Origin of the sequence: Actinospica durhamensis (assembly GCF_018139695.1) — a bacterium.
Lineage (GTDB): Bacteria > Actinomycetota > Actinomycetes > Streptomycetales > Catenulisporaceae > Actinospica > Actinospica durhamensis.
The window spans coordinates 1-22,644 of record NZ_JAGSOG010000138.1 but is presented as its reverse complement, the minus strand read 5'-3'; the positions used below and the strand labels follow the sequence as shown (position 1 = coordinate 22,644).

Sequence of the window (22,644 nt, the reverse complement as noted above, 5' to 3'; positions counted from 1 at the left end):
GGGGTGGATCGATGGTCATCCTCGCCGCGAGACGGCGACGTCAACGTGGCGTCGGCGTGGAGACGGGGATGCGACGGGGCGTCGGCGTGGAGTCGAGGTCTGCGGTCACCCGGTGCGCGGTCGAGAGAAATGGAGTCGCACATGAAGCGGCGTCAGGCCGACCTCCCCCGGCGGCCTCGGCGGCTCAGGCAGCCCCTTGCCCAGCCCGGGACCGAGCCCCAGTCCGAACCCCAGTCCGAGACCGATTCCAAGATCCAGCCCTGGAATTCGCGGGAGGATTCAACCCAGCGCCGAGACCAGCAGCGAGACCAGCACCCGGATCAGCGCCGGAGTCCGCGGCGGGATGTCCGGCAGGATGCGCGGCGGATCCGGCGATCGGAGGGGCCGCGGCGGCGGGCGTTGACGGTGGCGGTGGCGGCGGTGCTCGCACCTGCCACGGCGGCGGCGCTGGTCGTGGGCGCGGCTGCCGGGCCTGCCGCGGCCGGGACCGCGGTGAGTGTGAGCGTGAACGCCGGGCAGTCGGTGGCCGTGGTGCCGTCCACCGGTATCGGCATCAACGGGTCGGTCTACGACTCGGCGCTGACCGACGCGGCGGTGCCCGGGCTGCTCTCGAGCGCGGGCGTGAACGTGGTTCGGTTCCCGGGCGGGAGCGAGTCCGACGCGTACAACTGGAAGACCAACACCGACGTGCTGAGCGGTAAGACGCAGTCCGTCGACTTCGACCAGTACGCGAGCCTGCTCGCCTCCTCGGGGGCGCAGGGCATGGTCACCGTGAACTACGGCTCCGGTGACACGATCGGCGCCTCGGAGAGCCCGACCGAGACCGGGGCGCAGCTCGCCGCGGACTGGGTCAAGTACGCGAACGTCACGCACAACTACGACATCAAGTACTGGGAGATCGGCAACGAGGTCTACGGCAACGGGACCTACGGCGCCGACTGGGAGACGGACAACCACTGCGCCAGCGGCAGCAGCCCGACGAACTGCGGGCCGTCTGTGTACGCGGCGAACGTCAAGGCGTACATCACCGCCATGAAGGCGGTCGACCCGTCCATCTCGGTCGGCGTGGTGCTCACGGCTCCGGGCAACTGGCCGGACGGGGTCACCTCCGGCGGCAGCCCGCAGAGCTGGAACCAGACCGTGATGACGGCGCTGGCCGGCCAGATCGGCTTCGCCGACGTGCACTGGTACCCGCAGAATCCGGGCAACGAGTCGGACTCCAGCCTGCTCGGCGACCCCTCGCAGATCCCTTCGATGGTCTCCACGCTGCGCACGGAGCTCAACGAGTACGCCGGTCAGCAGAACATTCCGATCGACATCACCGAGACCAACTCGGTGTCCTCGAACCCGGGCAAGCAGACCGTGGGCATCGTCAATGCCCTGTATCTCGAGCAGGACTACCTGACCTGGCTGAGCAACGGCGTCTCGAACGTGGACTGGTGGCAGATCCACAACGGCATCGTGACCGGCGGGAACAACAGCTCCTCGCTCTACGGGACGGCGGCGTACGGCGACTACGGCGTGCTCTCGGACGCGAGTTGCGCGACCGGGACGACGACCTGCGAACCGGCCGCGGACGCGCCGTTCCCCGCGTACTACGGGCTCAAGCTGCTCGGCCAGTTCATCCATCCGGGTGACACGCTGGTGTCGGCGTCCTCGAGCCAGTCCCTCGTTCAGGCGTACGCGGTCAAGGGCACGGACGGCTCGCTGCGGGTCATGCTGGTCAACGACGACCCGAGCAACTCCTACACCGTCAACCTCGGCTACTCCGGATTCAGCCCGAGCAGCGCCACGCCGAACGTCTCCACGCTCGCCGAGCCCGGCTCGTCGATCACGACGGGGACGAGCGGGAGCGCGGCGAGCCAGACGATCACGCCGTACTCGGTGACGGTCGTGACGCTCCAGCCGGGCTCCGCGAGCTCAAGCCCGAGCGCCAGTGCCAGTGCGAGCGCCAGTGCCAGCCCGAGTGCCAGCGCGAGCGCGAGCCACAGTGCCAGCCCCAGCGCGAGTGCGAGCGCCAGTGCCAGTGCCAGCCCGAGCGCCAGTGCCAGCGCGAGCCCGTCGGCGTCCGCTTCGAGCAGCCCGACCGGAACCGCGGGCGGGTGCACGCTGACCTGGTCGCTGGTCAACTCGTGGAGCGGGGGGTTCCAGTTGGGATTCACCGTGACGAACAGCGGGACCTCGGCCACGAAAGGGTGGACGGTCGGCTTCAGCTGGCCCGGATCGCAGGCCATCACACAGATCTGGAACGCGACCGAGACCCAGACCGGGGCGGCCGTCAGCGCGGCGAACCTGAGCTACAACGGGGCGCTTCAGCCCGGCGGCTCGACGACCTTCGGTCTGCTCGGGTCCGGCTCCGCACCGACGTCGCTCTCCGGCGTGACGTGCAAGGCGAGCTGATCTGAGCCCGCACGATCCCGTATGCAGTACGCCGTCCCACCTGCAGTAGGTGGGGCGGCGCACTGCGTGGGTGGCCTGCGTCGACGTGGGACGGAGCAGGCCGGCGCGCATGGCACACTCGATGGGTGCTCGGAACCGTGAATCTGCCGGAGTTCACCCTCGGCGCCCTGTTGATAGTCCTGCTGCCCGGACCGAACTCGATGTACGTGTTGTCCGTGGCGGCGCGCAAGGGTGTACGTCGGGGGTACCGCGCGGCACTCGGGGTGCTGCTCGGGGACACGGTGCTGCTGACGCTGACGGCCGCGGGCGCGGCGTCGTTGATGGGGCGTTCGCCGGGCCTGTTCGACGTGGTGAAGTACCTGGGGGCGGCGTACCTGGCGTGGCTCGGGGTCGGGATGATCCGGGCGGCGGTCCAGGCGGTGCGGCGGCTGGGGAAGACGGCGGCGACGGCGGACGGGGCTCCGGGCGCCGAAGCGGTTGCGGGTGACGGAGCGGTACTCGCGGGCACCGCGATGGCGACGGAGACGGCGGAGACGGCGACGGAGACGGCGACAGAGCCGACGCCGACCACACAGCAGCAGCAGCCGAACGCTGCCGAGCGCAGTCCGTTGCGGCGGGCGCTGATCGTGAGCCTGCTCAATCCGAAGGCGATCCTGTTCGACCTGGCGTTCCTGAGCCAGTTCGTGAGCCCGCACGCCGTGCATCCGGTGGCGGCGTTCTTCCTGCTCAGCATGATTGTGCAGATCTTCTCCGTGTCCTACCTCTCGGCCCTGATCCTCGGCGGGGACCGGCTGGCCGCGCGCTTCCGGCGTCGGCGGCGGCTGACGGCGTCGCTCACCGGCGGGGTCGGCTCGCTGTTCCTCGGGTTCGCGGTGAAACTGGCCACCGCGTCGCTCGGCTGAGGCGGGCTGGGGCAGAATGCGGGCATGAGCGCGTCGGGACGGGTCACCCTCAAGGATGTGGCCGCGGCGTGCGGGGTGTCGCGCTCCACGGCCGGGTTCGTCCTGGCGAATGATCCGCGCCAGAAGATCTCGCCGGAGACGCGCGAGCGGGTGCACCAGGCCGCGCGCGAGCTGGGGTATGTCACCCACGGGGTGGCCAGGGCGCTGCGCGAGGGGTCCTCGCGGGTGGTCGTGCTGGAGATCGACTGGGAATACGAGGGCAACTACTCCCGCAGCTATATCCGTGGGCTCGGCGACGAGCTCGGCGCCCACGATCACGACCTGCTGGTGCGGCACGGGCCGGTCTCGCCGCAGGCCACGCAGCGGCTGCTGGACGCCATCGCGCCGCGCGCGATGCTCCGCTTCGCCGAGCCCTACATGACCGGCCGCGATCTCGAGGACGGCGGCGGCGGGTGGGTGGACGGGCTGGCCGCGCACGTCGCGCTGCAGCTCGGGTACCTCGTCGACCGTGGGCACTCGCGGATCGCGCTCGCGCTGCCGAGTACGCACTCCCCGCTCAGCGACGCCCGCCGACGCTTCACCTCGCAGCACGCCGCGCGGCTCGGGGTGCCGGAGGTGGTGTGCTTCGACATCCCGCCGACCCGCGACGGGGCGGTCGAGGCTCTCGCGCGGCTGCGGCGGGAGCATCCGGCGGTGACCGCGATCGCCGCGTTCATCGACGACATCGCGCTGCGGGCGGTGACCGCGCTGCGGGATCTCGGGCTGGGCGTGCCGGGGGACGTCGCGGTCATCGGGTTCGACGACACCGACTACGGCGCGTTGGCGACGCCGGCGCTCTCCTCGATCCACGTCGACGCCGAGGCGCACGGCCGGCTCGTGGCGCGCCGCGCGCTGGGACTCGGCGAGGGCGGCCTGGCACCGGTACCGGCCCGGGTGGTCGTGCGGGAGTCGGCATGAGCGACGCCGAGAGCGCGCACCCACCGTGCCGCGGGGCTGAAGACGCGGAGCTTATCGCGATGCGGAGGCGAGTTCTCCCACTTCAGGATGCCTTCAGCATCTTCAGCGGTTGATCGGAAAGCTTAGTTTGACTCCCTAGATCATGCAGTGCGGCGCAAGTAGATTGCTCCCCATCGCCCCGCAGCACTAGATCGATCTAACGTCGCGTCGATCCCGTGTAGCGAGCCGGGCGTAAGCCCTTCCCGACCGCACCACGGCACAGGGCAGCACCACGGCACCACGGCACCACCCCTCCACCGCACCACGGCTCCACAGATCCAGCTGCTCGTACACATACACATCGAGGTGTCATGTCTACTGCTTCGCCCGCTGCATCCTCGCCTGCTTCACCCCTGTCCGCGCCGCCGGCGGCAACGACCGGGGCGCAATCCGCGAATCGGACCGCGACGGTCACTCTGGCCTGCCTCGGCGTATTCGTCTCCTATCTTCCGGTGGTCGGCGTCTCGACCGCACTGGCCGTGATCCAGCAGGCGCTCAACGCCTCGACGGTCGGGCTGCAGTGGATCACGGACGCGTTCATCCTGCCCACGGCCGCGCTGCTGCTGACCTTCGGCGTGCTGGGCGACCTGCACGGACGCAAGAAGGTCTACCTCTCCGGCCTTTCCCTGACCGTGCTCGGCTGCCTGGTCGCGCTGACCGCGCACGGCGTGCTCCAGGTCTGCATAGGCCAGGCGCTGACGGGCGTGGGCACGGCCGCGTTGCTGCCCTCGACCATCGGCCTGATCTCGCACGTGTGTCCCGACCCCAAGGTGCGGGCGCGGGCGATCGCGGCGTGGACGGCCTCGCTCGGCCTGGGTCTGACCCTGGGCCCGCTGTTCAACGGACAGATCCTCAACCACGTCGGCTGGCGCTGGATCTTCCTGCCGGCGCTGATCCTCGGCGCCGTCATCGCCGTGGTCGGCGCCTTCGTGCTGCCGGACTCGCGCTCGGACCGGGAGCGGCACCTGGACATACCCGGGCAGCTGCTGGCCATCGTGGGCATCACCGGCGTCGTGTACGGCGTGATCGAGGGCGGCGGCTCGGCGGGCTGGGGCTCGACCGAGGTCATCGTGGCGTTCGTGCTGGCGGCCGTGGGGCTGGTCGGCTTCGTCCTGGTGGAGCTGCGCTCGGCGCACCCGATGTTCGACGTGCGGCTGTTCGGTTCCCGCGCGTTCTCCGGCGCCGCGATCGTCATGGGGATCACGCTGTTCGCGCAGGTAGGCCTGGTGTTCGCGCTGAGCGAGTACTTCGGCCTGGTCCACCACGCCTCCACCTGGGACATCGGCCTGCGGCTGATCGCGCTCAACGGCTTCACGGTCGTGCTCAGCCCGGTGGTGGGCCGGCTGATGAACCGGGTGGCGCCGAGCGTGCTGCTGCTGGCCGGCCTGGTCGTCGCGGGCCTCGGGGCGCTGCTGGTGAACGTGTTCTCCGCCAGCACCGGCACGGGCGAGGCGGCGCTGGTCATCGGCGTGTTCGGCATCGGCATCGCGCTGGCGATGGCCCCGATCACGGCCATCACCGTGGACAGCCTGCCGCGCCGCTACGCCGGGACCGCGGGCTCGGCCAACAGCGCGCTGCGCCAGATCGGCAGCGCCCTCGGCCCGGCGGTGTTCGGCGTGATCCTGACCAACCGCACGCTGGGCACGCTGCCGGGCCACCTGGCCGCCTCGGGCCTGAGCCAGGCGGACCAGGGCCAGGTCAACGGCATGGTCTCGAGCGTCGGCATCCAGGCGGGCGCGTTCCTGCACCTGTCCACGGGCCAGAGCACCGGGCAGGCGATCGCGGCGTACGGCGACAGCTTCACCGACGCGCTGCACACCTGCGCGCTGGTGGGCGGCATCAGCATCCTGATCGCGGCGGTGATCTCCCTGGTGCTCATCGGGGTCCGGCGCACGGTGGCCTCCGAGACGGCGCGCGGCTGAGCGCACCGGCCCAGGGCTGCCCCGGAGCCGACGACGACCGCCCTGCCGCCGAGGACGCGGCAGGGCGGTCGTTCGCCGTCTCGGGCACGGCAGGGCACAGCCGGCGCAGGCCGCGGCCAGGTCCGGAGCCGGCCGGACCGGGGTGACGCGTCACCCAAGGGGGTCACCTGGAAGGCGGGCGGCACGTTCACCCCGGCTGCACGCGGGTAACCGGGATCAGCGGATCAACCGCGTGGAGGGAGACACCGTGACGACACGGACGTTCACCCAAGACCCGCTGACCTTCGGAGTCGAAGAGGAGTTCCTGCTCGCCGACCGCGATTCGCGCTTCACCGCGGCCCGGGCGGACGAGGTCATCGCCGACGTCGGGCGCGTGCTCGGCGAGCGCGTGACCGCGGAGTTCTGCACTTCCCAGCTCGAGACCCGCAGCGAGGCGTGCCATACCGCCGCCGAGCTCTACCGCGACCTCGCGCACGCCCGCCGCACCGCCGTGGACGCGGCCGGACGGGCCTCGTCCCTGCTTGTGGCCAGTCCGTGCGCGGTGCTCACCCACCGGCCGGCGCCGATCCGCACCGCGGGGCGCTACCGGCGCATCGCCGACCGCCTCGGCCCGCTCCTGTCCACCACCACCTGCGAGATCAACGGCTGCCACATCCACGTGGGCACCTTCGGGCGGGCCGAGGCGCTGCTGCTCAGCTCCCGGCTGCGGGCCTGGCTGCCGGTGGTGCAGGCGCTCGCGGCCAACTCCCCGTTCGCGGAGGGCTGCGACCGCAACTGCGCGAGCTGCCGCGGGCTCGAGTACGGGCGCTGGCCCACGGTCGGGCCCGCGCCGGTGCTGGACGAGGGCGGTTACGCCCGGTGCGCCGAGGAGCTGGTGGCCAGCGGCACGGTGATCGACCGGAAGATGATCTACTGGTACGCCCGGCCCAGCGAGCACCTGCCCACGCTGGAGTTCCGGGTCGCCGACGCCAACGCCGACCTGCGCACGGTGGTCCTGCTCGCGGTGCTGCTGCGGGCGCTGGCCGCGGTGAGCCTGGCCGAGGGCGACCCCGGCCGGGACGGGGAGCAGATCGACGACGCGGTGCTGCGGGAGAACCACCGGCGCGCGGCCCGCTACGGCCTGGCCGGCATGCTCTTCGACGCCGGCACGGGCTCCGAGCAGCCGGTGTCCGGCCTGGTCGCGGCGCTGCTCGCGCGGGCCCGCCCGGCGCTGGAGGCGGCCGGGGACCTGGAGTTCGCCGAGCGTACCGTGCACCGGATCCTGTCCCGCGGCAACGGCGCGTACCGGCAGTGCGCGGTGTACGCGGACACGCAATCGCTGCCGGCCGTGGTGGACCACCTCGCCGGCGAGACCGCCGCCGGCCTGGGGCGCTGAGCGCGGCGGCGCCCGCGCACGGCTCGGCGTGGCGGTGGGCCGGGTTCGCGGGCGGCGCCGACGGGCTCGGGTAGGGTCGGGTCGCCGGGCCCGCCGACGGCGCGGCACCCGGCTCCCCATCCGGGAGACGAGCGGTCCGGGAGACGAGCGGTCAATGCCGACACACCTGCGCATCAGCACCTCGCACGCGGAGGGCGCGACCGTGGTCCACGTCGGGGGCGAGGTGGACATGGCGAGCGCGCCCGAGCTCGAGGCCGCGGTGACGGCCGCGGTCGAGCTGGACGGCGCCGGGGCGAGCGCGGAGAGCACAGCGGCGGCGCCGCGCCGAGAGGATCCGACCGGCCACGAGCTGATCCTTGATCTCAGAGCCGTGACGTTTCTCGCCTCGGCCGGGCTGAAGGAGCTGCTCAAGGGCGCGCGGCTGGCCGCGAACCGCCGGCTGCGGATGCGGGTGATCGCCTCGGACTGCGTGCTGCGGGTGGTCGAGGTGGCCGCCATCCCGCCGACGACGCTCGCGGTAGTTCCGGCCACCACGTGGCGGGCGCCCGCCGTCGAGCCCTGATCGGCGCGATCCGACGCGGCGTCAGCTGCGAGGCCCACGGCCGAGCCCCAAGGCGCTCCTCCGAACGCTCCCCCGAAATCAGGCCGCCGACAGCGGCTAACGCACCGGCAGATACGCCCGCACGGCGGTGCCCGAGCCGGGCGCGGAGTGGATCAGCAGCAGGTCGCACAGCTGGTTGGCGGTCCACAGGCCCGCGCCGCCGATGCCGGCGGTCAGGTCGGGGCGGCGACGGCCGACGAGCGGGTCCTTGATCAGGCCGGCGTCGCGCACCTCGCACACGGCGTGGCCGTCCTGCGCCCACAGCGCGATGCTGCCCTGGCCCCCGCCGTGGCGCACGCTGTTGCAGGCCAGTTCGTCCGCCACGAGGACGAAGTCGGTCACGTCCGGGCCGCGCAGGCCGAGCTGGTCGGCCCGCTCGCGTACGGCGGTGCGCAGCCACGGCAGCGCGTCCATGCCGAAGGAGGCGGTGAACAGCGGCGGTCCGAGGTCGGGCGGGGCGGCGGCCAGGGCGGTGCCGGCAGCCTGGGCGTCGTAGGGCTCGGGCGCGGTCCGCGAGCCGTGTACGGCCGGGTGGGCGCGGGCGAAGTCCTCGATCGCCTCGGGCGCGAGCTGCGTGGTGTCGTAGGGGCACAGCAGCCGCCAGGCCGGGCCCGGGTCGAAGGCCGTGTTCAGCAGATGCTCGTGCACCCGGCACTCGCGGATCTCCAGCTCCGTACGCCCCGCCCACACCGGCTCGCCCACGCCCCGGAACCCGGTCCCCCGCGCGGTGTTGTGCTCCACCCAGTCCTGCCAGGCCGGGATGATCCGGGCCGGGTTGCGGCCTATCTCGGCCATGTCCAGGAACTCCACCGCCGCGACGTCCGGTCCGAGCTCCTCGCGCAGGGGCTGCGCGTGCTCGTCGATCACGGCGACCAGCACGGCCTCGTCGGCGGCCAGTCCATCCCGGATGTACTGCGCGGTGTGCGCGACGTAGCCCGTCGCGTCCGGGTAGAAGAGCACTTCGTGCCGGAACCGCCCATCAGCCGGCTCCATGGTGCCTCAACCCTCCACTGATAAGTGATCGCCGGTGCTGGGGCCAAGCCCGAACCCAGCCATCCGACCCGCGCCGGGTTGCCGTTCGGTCCGCCGCTAAACCCGGCCGGATATCACGGTCCGGTACGGCCTCGCGCGGCCGCGGGCGGGGTCGCCGTGCTGGTGGTGGCCGCGGTCTCGCTGACCGGAGCGGCCCCCGCGACGAGCGACGTGGCCGCACTCCGACCGCCGGGTTCTACGCAGGGTACGAATCCATCCGCGACGGGCGCGGCCGGCGGCCCGGCGAGCGCCGGACAGCACACGGGTACGGGCTCAGGGAAGACGGGCGGCAAGGGCTCGCCGTCCTCGGGCTCCACCGGGAACGGCGGGAGCGGCGGCACGGGCGGCCTCGGCGGTTCCGCCGGATCGGGGGCGATCGCGGCGCCGCAGTCTTCCGCGCAGGCGGCGTCCGGCGGCAGCGCCGCGAGTGCGGGCGGGGCCGGGACCTCCGGCGGCACGGCGGCGAACGCGGGCCAGACCGGCGCCGCGCCGAGCACCGGGACCACCGCGACGACCTCGGCCGCGGCGAAGCCCACGTACACGGCGGTGGCGGGCCTGGACTGCACCGGTTCGTCCACGGCCACCTACAGCGACTCCGAGGGCTACTACACCGACGGCGACTCCGGCTGGCTGCGGCCGACCGACGGCTACGCGGGCAGCGGGTGCACCGGCAAGTACGACGCGGTGCCGATGTCCGGGACGGCCGGCCTGACGCACTACGACACGACCGGCTTCGCGCTCTACAAGTGGAACTTCAGCGGCTCGTTCACCGACGCCAGCTGCAAGCTCTCGATCTACGTGCCCGACGACACCAGCCGCTTGCACGTGGGCGGGGACCCGACGTACTACTACTACTGGGCGCAGAACTACTCCTACGGCCAGTCCCTGACCCCGAGCGGCGACTTCTCGGTGACCGAGGTCGACGACCTCGGCGAGTGGGTGACGCAGCCCTCGTTCACCGTCACCACCGGGTACGTCACGCTGAAGCTGGTGAACTCGGGCTTGGACTGGACCTCGGCGGGTGTGGACTACGCGCACCACGCCGCGGCCGCGGTCAAGCTCAGCTGCACCGAGTCCTGACCGGCCGCGCCGCCCGCTACCCCTGGCTCTGCCCCGGCGCGTCGGTCTTCGCCGTGTCGGTCGTCGTCGGCTCGCTGGTCGTGGGCTCGATCGGGTGCGGCTTGAGGCCGAGCGCCGGGATGAGCTTGTAGGTGATCGACCACTTCTCGAACAGCTTCTCGCCGAAGATCAGGGTGAGGTCGGCCACGCCGCCGCGGTGGAAGAGCCGTCCGCTGCTGAGCTGGTGGGCGATGGTCTTGGGCAGGCCGACGACCAGGCCGCCGGAGAGGGTGCCGAGCGCGGAGATGCCGCCGACCTTGAGCGCGTCGGCCCCGTACTCCTTCACGTGCTGCGATCCGACGCCGAAGAGCGCGGCGGTGACGGAGTTGGAGACGAAGGAGCCGAGCATGCCGAAGCCCAGGGTGCTGACGCTGTAGTCGTACATGGTGGAGCGCCAGCGCGGCGGGGTCTCGTTGCCGGCCCACTCGTTGTCCCAGGTCTTGTCGTGGTTGTACGGGTTGCGGTTGAAGTCCTTGCCGCCGTCCACGTTGGCGATGCCGTCCTTGGTGCCCTTGAGCCAGCTGGACTTCTCGTGCAGCACGCCGCCGAGGGTCTTCACCCCGCCGCTGAGCGCGCCGCCGAGGAAGATCTTGCCCCAGTCGTCGCCCGAGTAGTTCCAGTCGTTCTCGGCGCCGGTGATGATGATGTTGGCGACGACGTCGAGCACGTAGTCCTGGGCGAAGTCCAGCAGCGCCTTCTGGCCGATGTTGCGGCCCTCGCCGTGGAAGCTGCCGACCGCGCCGTCGGCCACGGCGTACTCACGCCGGTTGACCTCGCGCAGGGAGCGGTTGTAGCCGCGGAACTCGTTGGCCAGGCCGCGGTATTCGAACTCGCGCCCGACCATCTTCCACTGCCCGAGCGGCGTGCGCTCCCAGACCCGGCCGGACAGGGCCCGGTAGCGCACCAGGCCGCCGCCCGCGGTGGTCTCGCGCCACTGCTTCTGCCAGCTCTGCGTCTCGCGCCACAGGCCGGAGCCGTCCGGCGCGGGCTTGCGCTCGCGGAAGACGGCGCCGTGGTCGTACTCCTTCCACGCGTTGCCGGTGTGGTCGGTGGCGGAGTAGATCCGTACCCTGCCGTCGAAGGTCTGCCGCAGCACGAGCGGGTTGCCGTGCGCGTCGAGCTGGGTCGGGTGCAGGTCGCGCCAGGGGGTGTTGAGCTTGCCCGCGGGCGGCACGTCGCGCCAGTCCCCGCCGCCGTGGTCGAACTGCCGCAAGCCCAGCGGGTGCGCGGCGTCGAGGACCTCGTTGCCCTGCGCGTCCCGGTACACCGAGCGCCACCGGTTGCTCGTCGCGTCGAACTCCGAGGTGAGCGAGGTGCCCTTGTCCAGCGAGCGGTAGTCGTGCGCCATCTGCCACGGCCCGTCGGGCGCCTGGCGGAAGTCGGTGTAGGAGTCGTCCCAGGAGCCGGTCCACCGGGTGTTGCGGGAGGAGATGCGGGTGCCGCCGCCGGCCGGGCCGGTCCAGCGCCACTCCCCGGTACGCGCGTCGCCGAGGCCGGTGACGGCTCCGGCGTGCCAGCGGTCGGTGCGGCCGACGATCTGGCCGAGGCTGTTGCGGGTGCTCGAGGGGCCGGCGCCGAGCGGGTGGCCGGTGACGGTGCTCGTGGCCGGGTCGAAGGTGGGCCGGTGCGCGGGGTCGGTGAACTCGGTCACGTCGCCGTTGTCGTGCACGCTCATCCGGGTGACCGCGGGCGTCCCCGGCTGGTAGGCCGGGTGCGGGGCGGCCGGGTTCGCGAAGGGATCGCTGACCTCGACCCAGTCGTGGTCGTTGACGTAGTAGCGGAAGCCGGAGTCCACCACCTGCTTGTTCGCGTCGAGCCTCTTCCACACCAGGGCGCGGCCGGGACCGGCGTGCCCGGGCGGGGTCACGTCCGTCTTGACCTCGATGGTGTGTCCGGTCTCGAGCTTCGTGGTGCCGCGCACGAACAGCCCGGCCTCGGTGAAGTCGGCGCTGGAGCCGTCCGGCAGCACCGCGCGCACGCCCCGGGTGCCCGCGCCGCCGGTCTCCTCCCAGTGGAAGATCTGCAGCCGGGAGTCGCCGAGGAGCCAGCCGTTGTGCGGGAAGTCGAGCGCGCCGTACTTGCGGCCGAAGAAGTACGCGAAGGTCTTGTCGTACCAGCTGAGGTTGTCCGTGGTCTTCCACAGCCAGTGCGGCGGGCGCTGCTCGCTCAGCCGGGTCACCGTGAGCGGGCCGGACGCGCTGCCGGTGTCCTTGGCCTGCGGGGAGATCTCCTTGTAGTTCGGCCGCACGGTGTAGGCGCCGGCGACGCCGTCGACCGCGTACTCGCGGTAGTGCGCGGCGGTGCCGGAGAGGCTGAGCCGGCTGTACTGCCGCTGGGCGACGTGCTCGACCCCGTTGATCAGGGCCTTGTCGGTCCAGCCGTCGCCGGTGGGTGAGAAGGTGCGCACGCCGGAGAGCGTCTCGTCGCCGCGGCCGTTGAACCTGGTCCAGTGCCAGGTGCCGTTCGGCATCCGGTCGGCGCGCACGATCCCGCCGTCGAGGGCCTTGCGGAAGGTGCGCACGGTGCGGCCGCCGGTGGTGACGTCTCTGGACACGGCCGAGTCCGGCTCGGTGCCGAAGTCGCGCGAGCCGGAGCTGACCGGCTCGGTATGGAAGCCGCGGCCGTCGGCGCTGAACTCGTGCCAGTAGCGCTTGCCCGCGCCGTCCCGGAACAGTTCGAAGCCGCGCGCGCCGCCCGGGTTCTCGCGCATGAACACGGGGCTGCCGTCGCCGCCGATCAGGTGCAGGTCGCCGTTGGGCCGGACCCGGACGTCGCCCGCCGCGTTGTACGCGGGCCGGGTCAGGTTCCCGGTCATGCCGCGGGTGCTGGTGAAGGGGTTGCCGGTGCGGTCGTCGAGGAGGGTCCAGGTCGCGCGGGCGGGGCCGCCGGGCACCGCGGCGTAGTCGACCTGGTACGAGGTCTGATTCCACCGGCCCCTGCGGTCGAGGACCGGGATGCGCTCGTCGGTCAGGACGCCGTAGCGGTCGAAGCTCTTGTAGCCGCCGCCCCCGTTCGCCCTGGTGTCGGTCACCCGCACGCCCCCGTTGTGCGCGGCCACGTTGACGTGCGCCATCGCGCCGTTCGCGTCGTGCACCGAATACACCGGGGGGTTGGCGCGGTAGTCGGCGTGCAGGACGAGGCCGGCCCGGGTGCCGGTGTTGCGCAGCGGCACGTGCTCCTCGGCCAGCGCGTTCTGCGCGTCGTAGCGGCGCAGCGCACCGGACGGGCCGTCCAGGTCGTAGCTGCCGTCGGCGTTGGCCGCGTAGCGGTTCCAGTCGGTGCCGAAGCCGTTCTCTGCGGTGGTCGCGGAGTTCGCCGGGTGGGTGGGGTCGGCGACGTGATAGATGGTCAGGGTGCCGTCGGGGGCGCCGCCGGGCCGGTTCGTGCCGCGGCCCTCGGTGATCAGGTTGCGCTGGCCGTCGGACTCGAGCCAGAAGCGGTTGTCCGCGCGGTCGGCCACCCGCCACCCGCCGGTCGCGGTCTGGGTGACGGTGATCTGCCGGGCCGGGCCGCCGGCCGCGGGCAGGAACGTGCCGTCGCCGGTCGCGAGGTCGAAGTCCACCTCGCCGAGGTCCGCGGCCCCGCCGCCCGCGCCTCCCGCACCGGCCGCGCCGCCCGGAGCGCCGTGCAGGGTGAAGATCTCGTCCGTCTGCCGCCCGTCCGCGCCGAAGCGGTAGCCCTGGCCGGTCAGCGGGTCGCGCAGCTCCCAGCCGCCGCCGTGCACCGGCGTGAGCGCGCGCCCGGCCGAGCCCGGACCGGTGGCCCGGTACCGGGGTGCGGCGCCGCGGAAGTCGGCGGTGACGGTGGCGTTGAACCCGTTGCCGTTGTGGGCGAACAGGTCCGTCTGCGTCTCGAGGTGCTGAAGGTCGTGGCCGAAGACCTCGCGCACGCCGGTGGTCGCGTCGGTGACGGTGATGTTCCCGGCGTGGTCGAGGGCGAACGGGCCCCCGTGGCGGGTGGCCGCGTTCTCGATGATCTCGGCCGCGCCGGCGGTGTGGTCGAGTTCGATGACGCGCGTCGGGTCGACGGTGTGGCCCTCGGCACCGACGTTGCCGTGGCCGTCCATCTCCACCCAGTGGTTCGCGTCGGCCGTGTCGACGAAGCGCATCGTGCCGTTCGGGCCAGGCGTGGCGTGGTAGGTCTCGATCGTCCCGTCCGGGCGCGTGATCGTGTGCGTGTGCGCGGCATAGTCGTGCGCGTACTCGCCTAGGTCACGCCCTCCAGGCGCTCGCACCGGGAAGCCCTCGTGCGCCAACACGCCGTCGCCGCCGAACACACTGAAGTGGGCGGTGGCCGAGTCCTCAAGGCGCCACCCCGGGCCCAGCGCCGTGAGCGTGTCGAAGCCGCCGGCTCCGGTGAGGCTGTGGACCGGGTTCGGGCCGCGCAGATCCGTCACGATCGTGGCGCCGAGGGGCGCGCCGCCGGGGCGCGCGAGGTCGGTGCGGGTCTCGATGTGCACGTGCATGGCGTCGTAGAGCTGGTGGACGCCGGTGCCCGGCGCGGTGAGCGTGAAGCCGCCGCCGGCGTGCCCGGTGTGATCCCAGGCGTGTTGGACGCCGTTGATCTCGGTCACCGCGCGGGTGCCCGTGGCGTTGACCCGCAGCTCGCCGACCACGTCGCCGACCTGGTCCAGGATCAGGTGGTTGGTGCTGTGCAGCACGCCGTTGGGCGTGAACTGGTGCCATTCGAGCGACGAGACGGGATCGTAGACCCGCAGGACGCCGTTCTCGAGCTGGTCGAAGTGCAGCGGTTCGGTGATTCCGTTGGGGCGAGCCAGTTCGCCGGTGCGAGTGTCGAAGTGCAGCGTCGCGGTCCCGAGGTGCTCGTTCTGCGCGTTACGCAGGTCCAGCGCGCGCGTGGGCCGCTTGCCGCCGCCGAGCAGGCCCGGATGCTCCTTCAGGTAGGCCTGGTCGGCGTCGTGCTGCCACTTCATCCACTGCAGCGGGTCCGCGCCGAGGCCGGTCATCTCCACGTTCGCGCGGTCGAGCCGGCTGAGCGCGTCGGTCATCTCGGCGTGCGCCTGCTGCTCGGCCGCGCTCATGCCGGTGGAGGACTCGCCGACCTTGCCGGCGAACTGGTCCACCTTCTCGGCCGCGTTCGCGACGTCGATGTGCGCGGCCTGATAGGACAGCCACGCGTCCTGGAGGGTGACCGGGCCGATCTGGTCCGGGCGCAGCGGCAGCGGGACGGCGTGGCCGTCGAGCGAGCCCACGGTGCCCGCGTTGGCTGGGTCGAAGGCGGGGGCCTTGCCCTTGTCGCCCATGCCCTTGTCGCCGATGCCGACGAGGTCGTTCGTGGTGACGGTGGTGTGCACGGTGCTGCTCACACCGGGCGTGCCGGCCAGGTCCTTGGGCACGGCGCTGGAGACGCCCCGCGTGCCCAGGTTCGCCCCGCCGGTGTGATCGAGCAGGTCCAGCGCCCGCTGCGGATCGTGCAGCAGCGAGGTGACGGTGTTCACCGTCGTCGAGATCGGGGTGGTGGAGACGACCTTGAGGTCGGCGGAGAAGCCGGCCAGCTTGAAGTCAGTGACCAGCGGCGTGATCGAGGTGGTGACCGACCCGAGCGAGCCGACGTGCGCGGGGGTCTCCAGGCTCGGCACACTCGCGGGCCGGATCCCCTCGGTGAACTTCACGATCGTCATATCGCCGGTGTTGATGACGATCGCCTCGTGGTTGAACAGGTGCGTCAGCTCGGTCGGGTTCTGCAGCAGCACGCTGTCGTCCAGCCGGTTGATCGCCATCCGCGAGGGTGCGGACAGGTCGGCCGGATTCAGCGTCAGGTGCGGGTTGAAGTCGGGGCGCAGCGTGGCCAGCGCCGAGTTCGCAGGGTCCAGATGCACCAGGTCGCCGCCGCCCTTGAAGTCGGCCAGGTGCAGGTCCGAGGACAGCGAGCCGAGCTTGATCAGGCTCGGCGTGCCGGTCTTGAGCCCCTGGATCGCCATCTTGAAGTTGAGCACGGGGTCGGCGGAGAACCCGAGGCCGCGTTCGAGCACGCCCAGGCGCAGCGCCCCGCCGAGGCCGACGACGTCGATCTCCTTGGCGGTGACCGGCAGGAAGATGCGCAGCCACTTGGTGCCGCCGAGCTCGGTGGAGATGGTCTTGGGCAGGCCGGTGATCCCGTCCAGCAGCAGCTTCCCGCCGGTCGCGACGAACGCCGGGATCGACTTGATCGTGTCCACCACGTACAGGCCGCCGACCTTGACCACGTCCAGGGCGAGCTCGGGGATGGCGTTGAGGAACAGCCGCGCCCCGCCGAACAGCTCGACCAGGTTGCCGAAGGTCTTGATCCCGTCGGACAGGAAGGTCACCGAGGCCGAGCCCAGGCTCTTGATCCCGCTGATCAGGCCCTTGAGGATGCCCAGGACGTCGAGCGGCTCGGTGGTGGGGGCCAGGATGCCGAGGAAGGAGAGCAGGAACGCGCCCGCGCTCTCCTTGCCGCTGAAGAAGTCCACCGCGGACTTGATGAACAGGATGAAGTTCAGGCCGAAGGCGAGCAGGGCGAAGCCGCCGCCGAACAGGATCGCCGGGATCATCAGGAAGATCGCCAGCCAGCCCAGCGCCTCCCAGAACCGGTCCCAGAAGGTGTCCGGCCAGGTGACCAGGGAGGCGGCGTTGTCCACGGCGGTGGAGGCGGTGGAGGAGGCGGAGTTCAGGGTGTCGCCCGCGCCCGACGCGGTGTTGGCCAGCGACTGGATCTGCGCCGCGTCGGTGGTCTTGTTCAGGCCCTGGGCCTGGCTGAGCGCGGTGTCGGCCACCGACTGCTGCTCCTGCAGGGCCGCGGCGAAGGTGCTCACGGCGGCGGAGGCCTCGGCGAAGGAGGTGGCCACGTTCTCCAGGAAGTGGTGCAGCTCCGTGGTGATCAACCCGGTCAGGGCGGTCGCGGTCTGCCCGGCGAAGTTCTCGGTCGAGGTCGCGGTGCCGTAGATCGCGTCCAGGCCCTGCTTGACCACCCCGGCCGAGGTGTTGATCGCCTGCATGTAGGTCGAGACGGCCATGACGCTGTCGTAGTCGCCGGGGGTCGGATCCCCGGTCAACCCGAGCGGCGACCAGTCGGTGGGTCGGGAGCTCACACGGCGTCAAACGCAGCCGGGGGCCCGCGGGGTTCATCCGGGCGGGTCCCCTCGCGGGCGGGCGCCGGTGAACCCTCCGGGCGGCGCGGCGCGTTTCACGCCGGGAAGGAGGTCGTGATGGCGGATCTGGTGATCAGTTACTCGTTGCTGCACGAGTGCGCCACCCAGCTCAAGACGCTCGAGACGCAGTTCTCCAGCGACTCGTTCTGGGACGCCGGCAGCATCCCCACCCAGAGCGGCACGGTGGACGACGGCGTGTTCGGCTCGGGGAACCTGGGCACGAGCGTGGACGACTTCTTCTCCCAGTGGAGCGCGCCCTTCGGCGAGGCCAAGAGCCGGATGACGCAGCTGGCCACCGCCTTCGACCAGCTGGCCACGGCCTGGTTCGACCTCGACGCGCAGACCGCGTCCCAGGTGGTGGCGGGCGAGGTGATGAGCGCGAACAAGAACTACCCGGCCGAGTGGGCCGCCTACGAGAAGGCGCTGCAGCAGTACAACGAGAACCTGCAGGAGCTCCAGAGCCAGGGCCAGTCCACGACCACGTACACCGAGTACGTCCCGGACGGGCACGGCGGCTGGATCGCCGAGACCGTGGCCATGCCTGGCCCGCCGACCCCGCCCGGCGCCGGCCCGGCCTCGCCCACCTCGGGCAGCTACGGCCCGGGCAGCACGACCGTGACCACCGGACCGGACGGCTCGATCACCTCGGAGACCACGACCGTCACCGGCCCGGACGGGCTGACCTACTCGGAGACCACCACCTTCGGCCCGAGCCAGGGCAACGACCCGAGCGGCGACCCGATCCAGAACACGACGACGGTGGTGCACAACTCGGACGGCTCCACCGACACGATCACGGTGACCGAGAACACCGACGGCAACGCCACCATGACCGACGTCAACTCGGACGGCACCACCACCGACTACACCCGGACCGGCTGGAACGGCAACTGGAACGACACCACGCCGACGCCCGTCACCGACGGCGGGAACGACCCCGCGCGCGGCGGCGGGCACGGCCCGCTGCTGGACTGACCGGCGCCGGGGACCCGCGCAGACCTTCGCAGCCATCTCAGACCTCGTAGGACCGATCACCTAAGGAAGAGCCCTCATGGCCGACATCTCCATCGACTACGCCCAGGTGCAGTCCGTCTCGGGCCAGCTGACCACGGCGGTCAGCTCCACCCTGGTACCCGAGCTGACCACCCTGCAGAACGCGGTCAACGGCCTGCTGCAGAGCTCTGGCGGCCTGTACCTGACCTCCACCAGCCCGGCCCTCGACCAGGCCTACATCAAGTTCAACAACGACCTGAACAACGCGATCCAGGGCATCACGTCCTTCGCGCAGCAGTTCAACCAGATCGCCGGACAGCTGCAGCAGATGGACTCGCAGATGGCCGCGTCGATCAAGAACGGGTCCTGAGTCGAGGGCCACCCGCAGGTGACCGCGCCCGGCCGACGGGGAGCGATCCCCGGCGGCCGGGCGCCGGCCTGGACGCAGTGGCAGGCAGGCGACGGCCGGCAGGCGACGCGCGTGGCGGCCTGACATCATGCCGATCGTGGAACGCGTCGTGATCCTCGGCCGCGGCGGCTCGGGGAAGTCGACCCTGGCAGCCGTCCTGGGCACGGTCACCGGGCTGCCGGTCATCGAGCTCGACCAGCACTTCTGGGGACCGGGCCTCGAGGCGACTGCCCCGGAGAAATGGTCCCGAGTCCAAGGCGAGCTCGCCCGGGCGAACCGCTGGATCATGGACGGCGACCTCGGACCCTACGACGTCCTCGACGTCCGCCTGCGTCGGGCGGACACCGTCGTCCTGCTCGATTTCCCCTTCTGGCGCTGTGCCTGGCGGGCGATGCGCCGTTCCCGGGAGCGGGCGGATTTCTGGCTCTGGGTCTGGTCGTGGCGGCGTCGGAGTCGGCCGCTCCTGCTCGAAGCGGTCGCCGCGCACGCCGCCGACGCGAAGCTCCACGTGCTGCGCAGTCCGCGCGCGACAGCCCGCTTCGTCACCTACGTCACGGCACACCAGGGCCCTGACCAGGCATGACGGAGCTCGCGGCCCGGCCACCGTTCGGCCGGGCCGCAACCCGCACACCCTCAGACCACTTCCACGCCTGCGCCGCTATTCGGCCTTGAGTGCCGTCATCGGCACGCTGATGGCCACCGGCGCGCCGGAGCCGCGCGGGTCGGCGGTCAGGGCGCTGCCGGGGCGGATCGGGCGGCGGGTGAGCGAGACCGGCAGCCGCACGCCCGCGAGGTCGCCCTCGAGGATGCCCTGCGGCGCCAGCAGCACGCCGCGGCGGCCGCGGCGTACCTCGCCGACCCAGCCCATGGTGGCCTGGGTGAGCGTGTCCGCGGAGCCGGCCACCGCGATGCCGCGCCCGGTCTCCTTGCCGGTGCGCACCAGCGTGGTCAGGAACGCGTCGGCGGCGGCGCCCATCGGCACCATGTCCACGTCGTCCACGAGCACGACGGCGGGGCCGCCGAGGCGGCGCAGCGCCTCGTCCAGCTCGGCCGGGGCCGGGTTGGCGCTCGCGATCACGGTGGCCCGCTCGTGCCGGGCCAGGCCGGACAGCGGCGAGGAGCGGGGCGTGACGGCCACCACCGCGGTTCCGTTGGCCAGCAGGGAGATCGCGATCGCCAGCAGCGTGGTGGAGCGGCCGGAGCCGCCGGGGCCGGCGACGGTCAACGTGGTGTGGGTGGTGAAGTCCGCGCCGATCGGCTCCGCCTCGTCGCCGCCGATGCCGAGCAGCGCCCACAGCGGCCGCCGGGCGGCCTGCGGAACCTGCTCGTAGGCGGCGGCGAAGGTGACCGCACCGGGTACCGCGCCGACCTTGAAGGGACGGCGGGCGGCGGGCACCTCGGCGTCCCGGGCGGCGGCCTTGCGCCCGATGTCGGCAAGCGCCGCCGCCTGCTCGCGGCCGGACAGGCCCGGGCCGAGCAGCGCGACCTGGGCCTCGGCCGGGCCCTCGCTGCGCCAGGCGCGGCCGGGGAACATCACCGTGGGCAGGTCGCCGAAGTCGAGGCCGATCATGGTGTAGTCGCTGCGGTCGGCCATCCGCAGCATCAGCCGGTGGTCGTTGAGGGTGCCGATGCGCCCGGTCAGCAGGCCGCGTTCCGAGGTCGCGACCACGTGCACGCCCGCCGCCGCGCCCTCGCGCACGATCCGCACCACGTCCTCGGTCAGCCGGCCGTTGTCGTGGTCGTTGGTGGTCCCGAACAGGCTCTCCCAGCCGTCGATGAACAGCATCAGGTAGGCCGGGCGCTCGGCCGGGGGCAGCATCGCCCGCAGCTCGGTCAGGGTGGCCGCGCCCCGGGCGGCGAGCAGCTCCTGACGCCGGGTCAGCTCGGCGCCGACCCGGGTGACGAGGCGGTCGATCCGGTCCAGGTCGCCGCGCCGGGCCACCGCACCGGTGTGCGGCAGGTCCTCGAGCGCGCCGAGCGCGCCGCCGGCCGCGTCGATGCCGTACAGGTGCACGTCGGCGCTGGAGTGGCGGCGGGCGAGCGCGCCGGCGAGGGTGCGCAGCACCTGGGAGCGGCCCGAGCGGGGCGCGCCGAGCACGTAGAGGTGGCCGAAGGAGGCGAAGTCGAGCGTGACAGGATGCTGTGACTGCTGGGCCGGGCGGTCCTCGAGCGCGTAGGCGACCGGGGCAAGCGCGGCGCCGGAGGGGTCCGGCGGGGCGAGGACGGCGGGCAGTTCGTCCAGCGTCAGCGCGGCGGGCAGCGGCGCCAGCCACGGGCTCTGCTGCGGCTCGATACCGAGGCTTTCGGCGGCCGCGCGGATCGCCTCCACCAGCGCGGACAGATCCGTCTCGGTGTCCTGCGGCACCGCCGAGCGCGTGCCGGGGCCGGCGACCGGAGCCTGCACCCGGCGGCCGAGGCCGGTCCAGGGCAGCGGCTGCGTCCACACGGCCTCGTCGGCCGCGGCCCACGCCTCGTCCTGCGCGGCGGCGTCCTGCGCCGCGTTCGCCGCCGCGCGCGGGCCGCCGACGTAGCCGGTCTGGAACGCGACGACCGTGCCGTGCGCGATCCGGGCCAGGGCGCGGCCTGGGGTGGCGGCGGAGATGGTGACGGCGTCGGTGGAGTCGATGACGTCGTGGCTCTCGGTCGCGTCGGTCACCCGCAGCGCGATCCGCAGGTTCGTGTTGGCCCGGATGTCGTGGTTGACCGCGCCGGCCGGGCGCTGGGTGGCCAGCACGAGGTGCAGGCCGAGCGAGCGGCCGCGCTGGGCGATGCCGACGAGTCCGGGCACGAACGCGGGGACCTCGCGCACGAGCGTGGCGAACTCGTCGATCACCAGCACCAGCCGGGGCATCGGGGCCAACGCGGGATCGCGCCGGCGCATCGCCGCGTACTCGGGCAGGTCCTTCGCGCCCGCGTCGGCGAGCAGGCGTTCGCGGCGGCGCAGCTCGGCGCGCAGCGAGTCAAGGGCCCGGGTGGTCAGGTGCTCGTCGAGGTCGGTGACCATGCCGAGGGTGTGCGGCAGCCGGACGCAGTCGCGGAACGCGCTGCCGCCCTTGTAGTCCACCAGCACGAACACCAGCTCGTCCGGGCGGTTGGCCGCGGCCAGCGAGGCCACCAGGGTCTGCAAGAGCTCTGACTTGCCCGAGCCAGTGGTGCCGCCGATCAGGGCGTGCGGCCCGTCGCGCACCAGGTCGAAGGCCGCGGGCCCGTCGTATCCGGCGCCGAGGACCACCTCGGTGCTCGCGGGCCGGGTGCGCCAGCGCTCGAGGAACGCGGCCGGGTCCGGCGGCTCGCAGCCGAGCAGCCCGAGCAGGTCCACCGCGTCGAGCAGGCCGGAGTCGTCCTCCACGGTCACGTCCCTGATCGGGGCCAGGGCGCGGGCGACGGCCGCGCACCAGTCCACCTCGACCAGGTCGGGGCGCACGTCGAGGACCTCGGGGGTGTCGCGCTGGCGCACCGCGAGCCGGTCCGCCGCGCACTCGACCACGGCCGCGCACTCCTCCGGCAGCAGCCGCTCGGCCCGGTCGAGACAGACCACGAACACGCGCGCGGCCGGGCCCTCGGTGAGCACCTGGACCATGCCGGGCACCTCGCGCAGGCGGCGGGCACCGTCGGCGATCACGACCACGTCGGCGTCGGTGGCCACGGCCGCGCTCAGCGCCGCGCCGCGCGCCTTCGTCCGGGCCTTGATGAGGGAGACGAGCTCGGAGACGCGGTTGGCCACGGTCTCCGGGTCGTTGCCCAGGGTCACGGCGGGGCCGCCGGG

The 22,644-nt window shown here is 72.5% G+C and carries 13 protein-coding genes; 10 read left to right on the top strand and 3 right to left on the bottom strand.

What is annotated here, in order from left to right; genetic code table 11:
* Window positions 1-420: 420 nt before the first annotated feature.
* From KDL01_RS45410 to KDL01_RS24025, 6 genes are all read left to right on the top strand, one after another.
* Window positions 421-2,400, top strand: coding sequence for a cellulose binding domain-containing protein (locus KDL01_RS45410; RefSeq protein ID WP_212530851.1), 1,980 nt, complete (start codon window positions 421-423; stop codon window positions 2,398-2,400).
* 125 nt (window positions 2,401-2,525) lie between these two features.
* Window positions 2,526-3,302 (top strand): LysE family transporter, encoded by a 777-nt coding sequence (locus KDL01_RS24045; protein ID WP_212530850.1) that lies wholly within the window; start codon window positions 2,526-2,528, stop codon window positions 3,300-3,302.
* Window positions 3,303-3,326: 24 nt separating this feature from the next.
* Entirely contained in the window at window positions 3,327-4,259 is a 933-nt protein-coding gene (locus tag KDL01_RS24040) for a LacI family DNA-binding transcriptional regulator (protein WP_212530849.1), read from the top strand.
* A 350-nt stretch (window positions 4,260-4,609) separates the two neighbouring features.
* Window positions 4,610-6,220, top strand: a complete 1,611-nt coding sequence (locus KDL01_RS24035; protein ID WP_246576896.1) for an MFS transporter — start codon at window positions 4,610-4,612, stop codon at window positions 6,218-6,220.
* Window positions 6,221-6,467: 247 nt separating this feature from the next.
* Window positions 6,468-7,595: a carboxylate-amine ligase gene (locus tag KDL01_RS24030; RefSeq protein ID WP_212530847.1), complete on the top strand. Its 1,128-nt coding sequence runs from the start codon at window positions 6,468-6,470 to the stop codon at window positions 7,593-7,595.
* Window positions 7,596-7,749: 154 nt separating this feature from the next.
* Window positions 7,750-8,157 carry an STAS domain-containing protein gene (locus tag KDL01_RS24025; RefSeq protein ID WP_212530846.1) on the top strand — a complete coding sequence of 136 codons (408 nt, stop codon included), beginning with the start codon at window positions 7,750-7,752 and terminating at the stop codon, window positions 8,155-8,157.
* Window positions 8,158-8,253: 96 nt separating this feature from the next.
* On the opposite strand, the gene KDL01_RS24020 is transcribed toward KDL01_RS24025, so the two are convergent.
* Window positions 8,254-9,189 (bottom strand): sensor histidine kinase, encoded by a 936-nt coding sequence (locus tag KDL01_RS24020; protein ID WP_212530845.1) that lies wholly within the window; start codon window positions 9,187-9,189, stop codon window positions 8,254-8,256.
* 156 nt (window positions 9,190-9,345) lie between these two features.
* Between KDL01_RS24020 and KDL01_RS24015 the strand changes: the two genes are divergently transcribed.
* Window positions 9,346-10,308: a hypothetical protein gene (locus KDL01_RS24015; RefSeq protein ID WP_212530844.1), complete on the top strand. Its 963-nt coding sequence runs from the start codon at window positions 9,346-9,348 to the stop codon at window positions 10,306-10,308.
* A gap of 16 nt (window positions 10,309-10,324) precedes the next feature.
* Here the strand turns inward: KDL01_RS24015 and KDL01_RS24010 are convergent, their stop codons facing one another.
* Window positions 10,325-17,416: a hypothetical protein gene (locus tag KDL01_RS24010; RefSeq protein ID WP_212530843.1), complete on the bottom strand. Its 7,092-nt coding sequence runs from the start codon at window positions 17,414-17,416 to the stop codon at window positions 10,325-10,327.
* Between the two features lie 117 nt (window positions 17,417-17,533).
* Here KDL01_RS24010 and KDL01_RS24005 point away from each other — a divergent pair, with 117 nt between their 5' ends.
* The 3 genes from KDL01_RS24005 to KDL01_RS23995 all read left to right on the top strand — a co-directional run bounded on the left by KDL01_RS24005 (window position 17,534) and on the right by KDL01_RS23995 (window position 19,461).
* Window positions 17,534-18,451 (top strand): hypothetical protein, encoded by a 918-nt coding sequence (locus tag KDL01_RS24005; protein WP_212530842.1) that lies wholly within the window; start codon window positions 17,534-17,536, stop codon window positions 18,449-18,451.
* A gap of 76 nt (window positions 18,452-18,527) precedes the next feature.
* Window positions 18,528-18,839 (top strand): hypothetical protein, encoded by a 312-nt coding sequence (locus tag KDL01_RS24000; protein ID WP_212530841.1) that lies wholly within the window; start codon window positions 18,528-18,530, stop codon window positions 18,837-18,839.
* Between the two features lie 136 nt (window positions 18,840-18,975).
* Window positions 18,976-19,461, top strand: coding sequence for a P-loop NTPase family protein (locus KDL01_RS23995; RefSeq protein ID WP_212530840.1), 486 nt, complete (start codon window positions 18,976-18,978; stop codon window positions 19,459-19,461).
* 75 nt (window positions 19,462-19,536) lie between these two features.
* Here KDL01_RS23995 and KDL01_RS23990 read toward each other — a convergent pair.
* A partial coding sequence (locus KDL01_RS23990; protein WP_212530839.1) for an FtsK/SpoIIIE domain-containing protein occupies window positions 19,537-22,644 on the bottom strand: 3,108 nt, incomplete at its 5' end.